General features: G+C 58.8%; 9 protein-coding genes. 8 read left to right on the forward strand and 1 reads right to left on the reverse strand.

The annotated features are described in order from the left end of the window. The first annotated feature begins 399 nt into the window (after positions 1–399). The 7 genes from ACWORE_RS00005 (at position 400) to ACWORE_RS00035 (ending at position 8,671) form a co-directional block, all read left to right on the forward strand. Complete coding sequence (locus tag ACWORE_RS00005) at positions 400–1,440, forward strand: sulfite exporter TauE/SafE family protein (protein WP_455301905.1); 1,041 nt, start codon at positions 400–402, stop codon at positions 1,438–1,440. Between the two features lie 444 nt (positions 1,441–1,884). Further along, on the forward strand, positions 1,885–3,792 hold the full coding sequence (locus tag ACWORE_RS00010; RefSeq protein ID WP_406605026.1) for a nitrite/sulfite reductase: 1,908 nt from the start codon (positions 1,885–1,887) through the stop codon (positions 3,790–3,792). Then, positions 3,789–4,097 (forward strand): hypothetical protein, encoded by a 309-nt coding sequence (locus ACWORE_RS00015; RefSeq protein ID WP_239091334.1) that lies wholly within the window; start codon positions 3,789–3,791, stop codon positions 4,095–4,097. Before ACWORE_RS00010 ends, ACWORE_RS00015 begins: the two co-directional genes overlap by 4 nt. Positions 4,098–4,193: 96 nt before the next feature. After that, positions 4,194–5,087, forward strand: a complete 894-nt coding sequence (locus tag ACWORE_RS00020; RefSeq protein WP_455301907.1) for a phosphoadenylyl-sulfate reductase — start codon at positions 4,194–4,196, stop codon at positions 5,085–5,087. A gap of 128 nt (positions 5,088–5,215) precedes the next feature. Continuing rightward, on the forward strand, positions 5,216–6,142 hold the full coding sequence (gene cysD / locus ACWORE_RS00025; protein WP_455301909.1) for a sulfate adenylyltransferase subunit CysD: 927 nt from the start codon (positions 5,216–5,218) through the stop codon (positions 6,140–6,142). Continuing rightward, on the forward strand, positions 6,142–7,557 hold the full coding sequence (locus tag ACWORE_RS00030; protein WP_455301911.1) for a sulfate adenylyltransferase subunit 1: 1,416 nt from the start codon (positions 6,142–6,144) through the stop codon (positions 7,555–7,557). Before cysD ends, ACWORE_RS00030 begins: the two co-directional genes overlap by 1 nt. 61 nt (positions 7,558–7,618) lie before the next feature. Then, positions 7,619–8,671 (forward strand): sirohydrochlorin chelatase, encoded by a 1,053-nt coding sequence (locus tag ACWORE_RS00035; protein WP_455301913.1) that lies wholly within the window; start codon positions 7,619–7,621, stop codon positions 8,669–8,671. Positions 8,672–8,762: 91 nt separating this feature from the next. Here ACWORE_RS00035 and ACWORE_RS00040 read toward each other — a convergent pair whose 3' ends face one another. Then, positions 8,763–10,133, reverse strand: a complete 1,371-nt coding sequence (locus tag ACWORE_RS00040; RefSeq protein ID WP_455301915.1) for an FAD-dependent oxidoreductase — start codon at positions 10,131–10,133, stop codon at positions 8,763–8,765. A 541-nt stretch (positions 10,134–10,674) separates the two neighbouring features. Between ACWORE_RS00040 and pta the strand changes: the two genes are divergently transcribed. Continuing rightward, positions 10,675–12,102: a phosphate acetyltransferase gene (pta, locus tag ACWORE_RS00045; RefSeq protein WP_455302558.1), complete on the forward strand. Its 1,428-nt coding sequence runs from the start codon at positions 10,675–10,677 to the stop codon at positions 12,100–12,102. Position 12,103 lies beyond the last annotated feature (1 nt).

The raw sequence follows: 12,103 nt of genomic DNA on the forward strand, positions 1-12,103 counted from the left end.
TTTTTCTGATGAGCACCGTATATACCCCAGCACTTTTAGGATTTCGGCAGTCTATTCGTGTGAATGGGAATCGACGGGGATGGGTATCCCGGCATCACTATCGCTATTGCAGGATTAACTTCGCGGTATCAACTGCAAGGCGTAGAAACTGCGGTGCGGATTTGGGGCATTGGGGATATAGAAGGCATCCAGGGCAGGCGTTGGCGCCCAAGTCGCGCTTAGACTTCTCGGTTTCGCGCGCAGGTCGGTACATCCAGGCAAAATCGACCGGGGGGGGACACTGTGTCGCAGAAATGTTGACGTCGTGCACGGGGAGGGGTAGTTTCGCTTTCAATACCTAGACCGCTCGGTCTATTTTAGACGATCAGTCCTTAGACAATCTAGTGCGAAGGCGAACCCATGGAAGCGATAATTATTTTTCTCCTGATCGGCGTCGGTGCGCAGCTGGTCAAGGGGAGCATGGGGATGGCCTACGTGGTTACCTCAACAACACTGCTGGTGTTTACTGGCGTGCAGGCCGCGACGGCGTCGGCAATCGTTCACCTCGTCGAGGTGGGCACTACCCTTGCGCTGGGGCTTAGCCACGGGAAAATGGGAAATGTCGACTGGAAATTGGCTTTATCGCTGAGTGCTCCGGGCGCGTTCGGGGCGTTTATCGGCGCACGTGTTCTGGGCCAGGCCAGCGCGTCAGCAGCACGTCCCCTGACCGCCGCGATTCTCGTCGCTTTGGGGACTTTCATCGTTTTGCGATTTATCGGGCTCGTCACGATTCAAGCGAAGACAGTGTGGGGGCCAAAGCGCCTCGGTATCCTTGGTTTGGTAGTCGGAGGTCTCGACGCCACGGGCGGCGGTGGCTGGGGAACAATGACCACATCGACGCTGATGGCGGCCGGGAAACGGGAGCCGAGGCGGATAGTTGGCACGGTCCTGGCCGCGCAATTCCTCGTCGCAACTGCGGCAACGCTGGGCTTCATTCCCGTGCTGAGTAGGGAAGTTGAACATCATGCTGCGCCGGCATTAGGCCTGTTCATCGGCGGAATTATTACCGCTCCGTTCGCCGCGTGGCTCGCCGGAAAAGTCAATGCGTCGGTTCTCGGTGGCGCGGTCGGCGTACTGCTCGTTGGGCTGAATGTCAAGGTTTTATTCGACGCACTCGGCGTCAGTCACGCATCTCAGTGGGGAGCGGTCGTCCTGGCTGCTGGTTTTGGGATGATTGCAGGCAATTGGGCTCGGCAATACGCCCAGTCCCGAGAGGAAAAGCGCAGTTCAGACCTGCTTTCGACGTATGACGACGGTGGTCTGCGCAGGGACTCGTCCTCGCGTTATCTCCAGCCAGGCAAGCGTGCAGATGTGCGCGGTGCAGAAGTGATCAAGACGGGCGGTCCTGAGGTCGCAGCTGAGCAGGCATCTAGTTCAGTGTCAGGGGCACGATGTCTCTAAAAGTTGAGGAAACAGACAGGGCGGTCTATAATTTGAACATAATCAAAACAGCTTGGTCTATCGCTAGGGAATCGTTTGGGACTCCGAAGTTAGGCAGTGTGCTGATTGGCTAAAACCTCATTCATCAGGTGAAACAGGCTCTCGTAAGGCACATAATAACTGCTTCGTAAGCGAAGAGTTGTGATCGTCCTTTCATGGGGAAACTGAAACAATCCCCCTGCCGCGGACGGTGGAGTACACAATGCGCCATTCCGATCGACGAGGAAGTGACGACGAACCGATGCTCACCTGCCTTCCTCGCCGACGGTGGCCCCACCAATTGCCGTCCAGCCAGACGACCAGCTAACGGCATGCGATTTGTTAGCCCCGTGATGTGAAACCCCGAGTCCTCAACGCAACCCAATTAATCCGGCTTCTCGCCACAACCCAACGAAGGATAAAACGATGACAACCCCTACCCGTAACGAAACAACTCAGACCGATTCCTCTGCTACCGGCGTTGATGATTCCGCCCAGTATCGCACGAGAGACGCTACTCACGCTCGGTCGGAAAATACGTCTGCAGCACGAACCACTGATTCGCCTGGCTCTCAGAGAACCAGTCAAGGCGCTGCGGAGGGTCGCGCTTCCCGCACCCAGAGGGCTGGCGGACGCACAGGTAGCCGCACAGGGGGTGGGCGCGCTGCCGGTGGGCGCTCTCGGCCTCGTCGCAAACCGAAACCCCAAGGACAGTGGGCTGTAGATGGTCGCGAAGCCCTCAACGACGACGAAAAGATCAAGGCCGAAGACGCTGGCGTTGCTGTCGCTCAGCGCGTCCGAGATATTTACGCTCTCCAGGGTTTTGATTCCATTTCGGCGAATGACCTCGCTCCACGTTTTAAATGGATCGGTCTTTACACTCAGCGCCGCCAGGATATGGATGGAGAACAAACAAGCATCAAAAGCAATGCTGAACTCCAGGACCATTACTTCATGATGAGGGTCCGTTTAGACGGCGGCGTCGTTAATTCGGAGCAGTTAGCGGTGATCGGTGAAATTTCTCGCGATTTCGCTCGCGGAACTGCCGATTTTACGGATCGTCAGAATGTGCAGCTGCACTGGATTCGGATCGAGGATGTTCCGGAGATTTGGGATCGCCTGAACAGCGTGGGGTTGTCCACGAATTTTGGTTGCGGTGATGTTCCGCGCGTCATTCTGGGATCACCAGTGGCCGGTGTCGCTGCAGATGAAATTATTGATGCAACACCGGCGATTGAAGAGATTAAAACCAATCGTCTTCCTAAGCCGGAGTATTCAAATCTCCCAAGGAAATTTAAGACTGCAATTTCGGGAAACTCCCGTCAAGATGTCACTCATGAAATTCAAGACCTCTCGTTTATCGGTGTTAGGCATCCTGAGCATGGGCCCGGTTTCGATGTATGGGTAGGCGGTGGCTTATCGACGAACCCCATGCTCGCGCAGCGTCTCGGCGTCTTCGTCTCCCTCGACGAAATTCCTGACGTGTGGGAGGGAATCGTCTCGATTTTCCGTGATTACGGTTATCGGCGTTTACGTAACCGTGCGCGGCTGAAGTTCTTGGTCGCTGATTGGGGCGTCGAAAAGCTGCGTTCGGTTCTGGAAAACGACTATCTGGGTCATCCGCTCCGTGACGGTGTCGAGCCTCCGGTTGCGCCAGGTTATCGGGATCATATCGGTGTTCACGACCAGCAGGACGGGCTGAAGTATGTGGGCGTCAAACCGACGGTGGGGCACACTGAGGGGCGTCAGCTGATTCGCTTGGCTGAGCTCGCCGATAAATTCGGATCAGGTCGAATTCGAACCACTCCGAATAAAGAACTTTTATTTCTCGACGTAAAACCAGGACGTGTACCTCATCTGCTTCATGCCCTCGATAATGAGGGGCTTTCTGCAAAGCCATCGAGTTTTCGGCGCGACATCATTTCATGCACGGGTTTGGAATTCTGCAAACTTGCCCTCGTTGTGACAAAACAGCGCGCAATTCGGTTAGCCGACGAACTCGAAGAACGCTTAGGGGATCTCGACGTTCCCTTAAAGATCAGTCTGAACGGCTGCCCCAATTCGTGCGCTCGGACGCAATTGGCGGACATCGGGCTCAAAGGACAAATCGTGACCGACCAAGACGGCAACCGCGTTGAAGGATTTCAAGTGCACTTAGGCGGCGCCCTCGGATTCCACCCCGATTTCGGACGAAAACTTCGTGGCCACAAAGTCACGAGTGCGGGGCTCGCCGATTACGTCGAAAGACTTGTCACTAAATATAAAGCCGATCGAAACAAAGGTGAACAGTTTCGCGAATGGGTCCTTCGTGCGCCAGACGAGGATTTGCAATGAGCACAGCAGCAATCAATAACGACGTCCGCCACCATTCCGATACGGGCTCGCAAAGGAATTCTTATACGGCCAATACGGATATTCCAGAGGAAGATAAGGCGCCGAAACTTCATCGCGATGTTCCCGGAAAGAAAGGTCATTCGAATCCGAACCGGGCCGTTGTCAATAACTGTCCCTACTGTGGTTCGGAATTGCTCTTCCCTGATACGCAAACCGAATACGCCTGGGAATGTCGGGAATGTTGCCATGTTTTCAGCGTGAAATTCCATGGATATCTACCCAGAAACGTAAACAAACAAAACTAGCAGTAACCGCCACGCGCCCGGCGGTGTTCATCAGGACACCAATTGAGATGAGCCCCGTCGCGGTGAATACCGGTGAATACTAAGGAGTGACTCTCCATGCCCACCCCGACAACGGATCACGCCGAACATTTATCGACGACGGATGCGCCTGAGTCCAGCAGTGCAGCGGAGAATGCGCCCCACGCCCGGAGGCCAGAGAAGGCCGCGCAGACGTCGATCGTCCGGCACACCCGTGGTATCGAAGACCCCGTCGTCGAGGCGCGGGACGGAAATACGTCAGAGAGAAACGCACCTGACGTCGACAATGATTATCGGGCTGAGATGCTGAATTTGGCTCTCGATTACTCCGCGGAACTGGAAAACGCCAGCGCGGAGGAGATCATGGAATGGGCGCATGATCATGTCCCGAAGCTGGCAGTCACGCTATCCATGCAAGACACCGTTTTGGCTGATCTCGCGGAGAAGTACGCGCCCGCCGCCGACCTCGTTTTTTTAGACACCGGCTACCACTTTGCCGAAACGCTGGATGTCGCGGATGCCGTGGAGAGGCGGTATTCGAACCGGCTGCTTCGGGTTGTTCCTCATCTCACTCGCCGTGAGCAGGACCAACGCTACGGCAAGGATCTCTACGCGACGGATCCCACCCTCTGCTGCCACATGCGGAAAGTCGTGCCGCTCCAGGAAACGCTGGCCGGCTACCCCGCGTGGGTGACGGGACTCAAGCGTGTCGACGCGCCGTCCCGCGCGCATACTCCCGTCCTCGAAATCGACAAGGCCGGGCGGCTGAAAATCAACCCCATCATCACCTGGACCGACGACGACGTCGAGAACTACATCGTTGAGCACGATTTGATCCGGCACCCCTTAACGACGCAGGGGTACCCGTCCATCGGGTGCGAAACGTGCACGGCGCGGGTGCAAGCGGGGGAGGATCCGCGGTCCGGGCGCTGGCAAGGCAAGGAAAAAACCGAGTGCGGCCTGCATGTTTAGCCCGCTCTGACATGTCACTCCCGATGGTCGTGTGAAACTCTCGCGTCACCATCCGACCGACGCCACTCCACGCCTGCTAACTCACCACCCTTCACCCCCACACCCCACACCACAGTTAGGAAAACCTCATGACAACAGCCGCCCCGACGCGCATCGCGTCCTCTTTACCTGCACATTTAGCTCTACTTGAAGCGGAAGGCATCGACATCATCCGGCAAGCCGCCGGCCAGGCCGACCGCGGCGCCATTTTGTTCTCCGGCGGCAAAGACTCCGTCGTCGTCCTCGAACTCGCCCGCCGCGCATTCGCTCCCGCGTCGATCCTCTTCGAACTTCTCCACGTCGACACCGGCCACAACTTTCCCGAGGTCCTCGCGTTCCGTGACGCGATCGCCGCCCGCCCCGGCGTCACTCTTCGAGTCGCTAAGGTTCAAGATTGGATCGACAGCGGCGAACTCCACGAGCGTCCCGACGGCACACGCAACCCGTTGCAGACCGTCCCCCTCGTCGAGACGATTGAAAACCAGGGTTACGACGTCGTCCTTGGTGGAGCACGTCGCGACGAGGAAAAAGCCCGCGCGAAAGAACGCGTGTTTTCCGTCCGCGATTCGTTCGGCGGATGGGATCCACGCCGGCAGCGCCCCGAACTGTGGGGCATATACAACGCAAAAGTGCAGCCCGGCGAGAATGTCCGCGTTTTCCCCATCTCCAACTGGACCGAGGCCGACGTCTGGGACTACATCGACGCGCGCCACCTCGAACTCGCTCCCATTTATTACGCCCACCAGCGCAAAGTGTTCAACCGCAACGGGATGTGGCTCTCACCGGGCGAGTGGGGTGGCCCGCGCGACGGCGAAGAAATCGTCACGAAGACCGTCCGCTACCGCACCGTCGGTGACATGTCATGTACGGGAGCGGTCGAGTCGGAAGCCCGCACCAACGCCGACATTATCGACGAAATCCGCCGCTCAACCACGACCGAACGCGGCGCCACCCGCGCAGATGACAAATTGTCCGAATCCTCCATGGAGGATAGGAAGAAAGATGGGTACTTCTGATGTCTCACAGCACAACCGTTACGCTCGACACCGTTGCCGACGACACCCGCGCGACGACCACCACGTCCGCCGACACCCGCTCCACCCCCACCCCAGCCAATAACGAACTCCCTACCGTCCGGCTCTGCACCGCAGGTTCCGTCGACGATGACAAGTCCACGTTCGTCGGCCGCCTGCTTCACGACACGAAATCGATCCTCAGTGACCAATACGAAGCGGTTCAGCGCTCGTCGGAAGCCCGGGGCCTGGCGGAGGCGGACCTGTCGCTCCTGGTCGACGGCCTTCGCGCCGAGCGCGAGCAAGGCATCACCATCGACGTCGCATACCGCTATTTCGCCACTGACCAGCGCAAATTCATCCTGGCGGACTGCCCCGGCCACGAGCAGTACACGCGCAACACCGTCACTGGGATGTCCACCGCGGATGTCGTTATTTTGCTTATCGACGTGCGCAACGGGGTGGTCCGCCAAACTAACCGACACGCGACCGTCGCGGGCCTCCTCGGCGTCCCGCATGTCGTCGTCGCCGTCAACAAAATCGACCTGGTGGGTTACGACGAAGCCACCTTTCGCACCATCGAGGACCAGGTCGCAGCGTTGGCCGACCGCGCGCACCTCAACGACGTTCGCGTCGTCCCGATCTCCTCGCTCAAGGGCGACAACGTCGTCGAAACGTCCGCCCGAACGCCGTGGTACACCGGCCCCAGCATCGTCGAAATATTAGAAAGCATTGACGACGTCACTAGCGTCGAGGATGCCGCTGACCAGGCTCTTCGTCTGCCGGTGGACTATGTGATCCGCGACCACGACTCCGAATACCGAGGCTTCGCCGGCCGGATCGCGGCAGGTTCCGTCGGCGTCGGTGACGAAGTGACGGTCACCGGCGGCCGCACCGCCCGAATCACAACGCTCAGCATTGCTGGTGATCCGGTCGAGACGCCGGTCCGTGCGGTCGCCGGCAGCTCCGTGAGCGTCGAGCTGGATACGGACATCGACTTGTCGCGCGGCGCGCTGATCGCGGGAACATCGCACCCCGACACCACCAACACCGTCGAGGCCACCATCGTCCACACCAGCCAGCGCCCGCTCGTCGTCCGTCGTCGGTTATTACTCCGCTACGGTGCACACACCACCAAAGCCCAATTGTCAGATATTCAAGGCATTATCGACGTCGATTCCGGCAAACTGCTCCCTACGCACCCTAGCGAATTCAACGACGAACCCGTGACGACGCTGGAATCCAACGAACTCGCGCGCGTCACGATCAAAACGCGGGACGCCATCCCATTTGAGCCCTATCAACCGGGCGGCAAGATCGGGTCTTTCCTGCTTATCGACGATCAGACGGGCGATACCGTGGCCGCCGGCTTGGTCCTTCCGCGGGAAGGTCAGCAGACGGATAGCGCGACAGCGTGAGAGTTATGAACGTGCTGGTAGAGGCGCTGATCGGCCGCGATCGTTAGGAAAAGGGGGCACAGTGAACCACTCTGCATCGAAGCGCTCGGGATCGGCGTGCCCGGGTTCCATGCGCTCCGCATTGATTTTGTTCGCCCACGGCAGTCGGCATAACCATGTGACGCACGCGCTTCGCGACATTACCGACGCCGTGGCCCGCGAATCCCGCATCGCCGGGCGCTTCGGGGTTCACATGGCGTTTTTGGATCACACCGAGCCCGACCTCGTGCAGGTGAGCGCCCGATTGGCCGAGCGTGATTACGATCACGCTGTTGTCGTGCCACTTCTGTTTACCGACGCTTTCCACTCGCGTGTCGACGTTCCGGCGCAGGTGAAGGAAGCGCAGGATGCCTCCGGACTGGCGATGTCGATTGCGCGTGGGTTGGGGACCGGCGACGATCTTGCTGCAGTGTTGGAACAGCGTTTCAGCCGATTGGTCCCTGAGACGTCGAGCTCGGGGAGTGGAAACAATGCTGGTAGTGAGACTAACGGTGAGGCTTCTGCACTGGTCGATGGCACCTCAGCGCGGACGCCCGAGACCACGCTCGGTCCAGGTAATACACCTGCCCCGGTGATCCGCGTCCTTTACTCTGTGGGCAGTTCCGATCCCGCGGCCAACGATGCCGTCAGCCGTCTAGCTGCGAGTATTGGCGCAACGTCCGTTGCCGCAACGGGTGAGCATCCGAAAGGTGTCGCCGCCATTGACCACATCGTTGCCCACCACAGGAACGCCAGCCACGGTGGCCTAGACCAGGGAAAACGAAAGAAATATCAGGTCGCCACGGAATCAGGCGAGCCGTCCGTTGCCCCTTTGGTCGTTGTCCAGCCCTTGTTTGTAGCGCCTGGAAAATTGTGGGCTATGGCAACCAAGGAACTAGGCCACAGACAGAGTCAATCCCAGTCGGTCGAAGCACAACCCTTGCGCGAGCGCCTCACCTCCAGACGAGGTGATATTCCTCAGACGCTTGGGTATTCATATGAGACACCCGACGTTCCCGATGTCAGGTTCCGATGCGGATCCCCACTTGGAGTCGATTTAGCGCCCATGATCGCAGATCGGGCGTGCTCAGCGTAATAATTCCCCGAAACCCCCCAACCCTGAACTGGCCCCCGAAACGCAACTTGCCCCCGGTACTTCGTCATCTACGAAGCCCGGGAGCTCACCATCACTTCTCACTCACCCGTGAGTGAACCACCATGTCGTCCCACTCGACAACCTTCTTCCGCTCGCGATCTTCCTTTTCACCGAGCTCATGTTCGTACGCCTCGAGCGCGTGGTAACCCTCCCATGAGGTCACCTCGACGCCCTTATCGCGAAGCAACCCCAGCACCGCGTCGGGATCCGTCGTCTCTGGTTCGGTCAGCACGCCATTGTCAAGGTCTTCCAGCAGGCAGTCGACGGTTTCGTTCGCGTCGCCCTTCGTGTTTCCGATCAAGCCGACAGGTCCGCGCTTAACCCAGCCCGTGGTGTACAGCCCGTCGAGGGTTTCCTCCGACCCGGCCCCGCGCACAATGCGACCAGCGATGTTGGGAATCACGTGGTGTTTGTCGTCGAAGGGGATCTCCTCGGCGGGGTCAGATCGGTACCCGACGGCGTGATAAACAGCCCCCAGCTCCCAATCCTTGTATTTCCCGGTACCGCGGATCCCACCGTTGCCATCAAGCTCGGTGCGCTCGGTGCGCAGCCCGGTGACCTTGCCGTTGTCGGTCAAAATCTCAACCGGCGACTCGAAGAAATGGATATACAGCTTGTGGGGGCGGTCTTCGATCTCGCGGATCGCGTACTGCTCCAGGATGCTGCACACCATGTCCTGGATCTTGGAACTCCGACGAGTCGCCTCAGAGGCCTCGTCGTATTGAATATCCTCGGGATCCACGATGACCTGGATAGTGGGGGACTTGTCCAGCTCCTTGAGCTCCATCGGCGTGAACTTCGCTTGCGCAGGCCCACGACGCCCAAACATGTGGACTTCCGTCGCTTTATTCTTCTTCAGCGCCTCGTACACATTGTCGGGAATCTCAGTGACGTGCAGTTCGTCGGCAGTTTTTGCCAACACACGCGCGATATCGACGGCGACGTTACCGACACCAACCACTCCGACTTTCTCCGCGTGCAAATCCCAATCGCGCTGGAAAAGGGGGTTGCCATCATAAAAACCGACGAATTCTCCCGCGCCCCAGGAACCGTCGGCACCCTCACCAGGAACGTTGAGCGCACGATCACCGGTGGCCCCCGTCGCGAAGATGACCGCGTCGTAAAGCGATTGAAGTTCGGAAAGAGTGATGTCTTTGCCGTATTCCACATTCCCGATCAAACGGAGCTCAGGTTTGTTCATCACCTTGTGGAGTGACTTAATAATTCCCTTGATACGCGGGTGGTCGGGCGCAACGCCATACCGGATAAGGCCAAAGGGGGCTGGCATTTTTTCAAAAAGATCAATGGCGACGTCACCGTTATATTTCTTCATGAGGGCATCTGAGGCGTAAATACCAGCTGGTCCGGAGCCAATGACGGCCACACGTAGAGGTCGATCCATGGACTGAGGTTCTCCTTTTATTGCGATGTAATTTCTCTTTTTATTGCGATGCGCTTGTATCCGGATTCTTTCCGACGACGAGCCGGGGAGCATCGACGTTGCGTTTATGTAATTCGCGGAATCGTGAACCGCCGCTTGACGACGACTGAACTCCACGAATCCGAAACTATACCACTCTGTCTACTTTTGTCGTGGGGTCGGGTGCCCCACCTGCTGCCCGTTGGTACGTTACTGCAAATTAATGCCGCGTCAATCCCCGCGAAAGTGGCAAATAGTCGCGAAAGACACACACAAACGGAATAATGAAGGGCATATCCGCATATGTGCCAAACCCCACAAAGGTGAATCATCGGTGGTTCAGCACACGTGCGCCGGAACAGCGAGTAAGCCGAGTAACCAGACTGCGTCATCATCACGTAACGCTGAGTAATTGTGGAGGTTTAATCACATGCCGTGTGCCCTATACATCGACGTCGGAGGAGCTTTCGGACCGTCGGCAGGCGACGCCCTACCAGCGCCCCTTCAGGGAAATGTCACCCGAATGATTTCCGGGGAGCCAGGATCACCCGCTGACCCCTCAGCGCTTGTTGCCGAGGCAGTAGAGAAGGCCTCCCCATCCGACGAATTGCAGGGCGCACTCGTTGCCACCGGAGACATCACCGTCGATTCGCGCATTGCAGCCAGCATCGGCGTCCCGGTTGTCCTCCTTTTCCTTGCCGACGCCGCCCCCGACGCACCTCGCGTTTCACTGAGCATCTCCACAGCCGAGGGCGAAGGGGCGAAGATCGCGGCCATCGTCACCCGCGATGGGCACTCCATCGACGGTATCCCGACCAGCATCTCCGTCATCGCAGCATCCGACGAGGCCGCGCTCGACTCCGCGGTGTCGTCGGCAGTAGGGGAGAGCGGGCGCCTCGAACCGGTCGTCGGCCCAGAAGTGTTCCAACACAACCTCATTGACCAAGCATGCGCCTCCGGAGCGCGCATTGTCCTCCCCGAAGGCGACGACGACCGCATCCTCCGCGCCGCTGACTGGCTCCTCGAACACCATGTCTGCGATCTCACCATCCTCGGCAACCCCGACGACATCTCCGCGCGGTCCAAAGAACTCGGCCTCAACCTTAGCGACGCCACCATCGCTGACCCCCAAGGCACCGACGACGACTCCGTCGAGCAGGCCGAAAAATTTGCCGCCACCTTCGCTGAGCTGCGGAAAAAGAAAGGTATCACCCTCGACGACGCCCGGGAGACAGTGAAGGATATCTCCTACTACGCCACCATGATGATCTACGACGGCCAAGCTGACGGTATGGTATCCGGCGCCGCGCACACCACCGCGCACACCATCAGGCCAGCGCTACAAATTATCAAAACCGCGCCGGGATCCTCCGTCGTCTCCTCCATCTTCCTCATGGTCATGCGCGGTAAACTCTGGGCGTTCGGGGATTGCGCCGTGAATCCCAACCCCACCTCCGAGCAGCTGGCAGAAATAGCCGTTACTTCCGCGGACACCGCCGCCAGCTTTGGGATTGATCCCCGCGTTGCCCTCTTGTCCTACTCGACGGGATCCTCCGGAGCGGGCGATGACGTCAATAGAGTCGCCCGCGCGGTCGAGCTGGCTCAGCGCAAGGCCGCCGACGCGCCACGGAACGGCAGCCCCATCGCTATCGACGGGCCAATCCAGTTCGACGCAGCCGTCGAGCCCTCCGTCAGCAAGAAGAAAATGCCCGACTCCGACGTTGCTGGGCAGGCCACGGTCTTCGTCTTCCCGACTCTCGACGCAGGAAATATCGGGTACAAGGCGGTCCAGCGCACCGCGAACGCGTTGGCTGTGGGGCCGGTACTCCAGGGCCTGAACAAGCCAGTCAATGATCTCTCCCGCGGAGCCACTGTGCCGGACATCATCAACACAGTGGCCGTCACAGCAGTGCAAGTGGCCGCACAGACTAGCACCCGCGATTCCGCATAGT

The sequence above is a fragment of the Corynebacterium sp. c7Ub_26 genome (assembly GCF_053760365.1).

Excerpts from the sequence above, each read along its gene's own strand:
- ACWORE_RS00005 (WP_455301905.1), top strand. The coding sequence starts at position 400 with ATGGAAGCGATAATTATTTTTCTCCTGATCGGCGTCGGTGCGCAGCTG.
- ACWORE_RS00010 (WP_406605026.1), top strand. The coding sequence starts at position 1,885 with ATGACAACCCCTACCCGTAACGAAACAACTCAGACCGATTCCTCTGCT.
- ACWORE_RS00015 (WP_239091334.1), top strand. The coding sequence starts at position 3,789 with ATGAGCACAGCAGCAATCAATAACGACGTCCGCCACCATTCCGATACG.
- ACWORE_RS00020 (WP_455301907.1), top strand. The coding sequence starts at position 4,194 with ATGCCCACCCCGACAACGGATCACGCCGAACATTTATCGACGACGGAT.
- cysD (WP_455301909.1), top strand. The coding sequence starts at position 5,216 with ATGACAACAGCCGCCCCGACGCGCATCGCGTCCTCTTTACCTGCACAT.
- ACWORE_RS00030 (WP_455301911.1), top strand. The coding sequence starts at position 6,142 with ATGTCTCACAGCACAACCGTTACGCTCGACACCGTTGCCGACGACACC.
- ACWORE_RS00040 (WP_455301915.1), bottom strand. The coding sequence starts at position 10,133 with ATGGATCGACCTCTACGTGTGGCCGTCATTGGCTCCGGACCAGCTGGT.
- pta (WP_455302558.1), top strand. The coding sequence starts at position 10,675 with ATGATTTCCGGGGAGCCAGGATCACCCGCTGACCCCTCAGCGCTTGTT.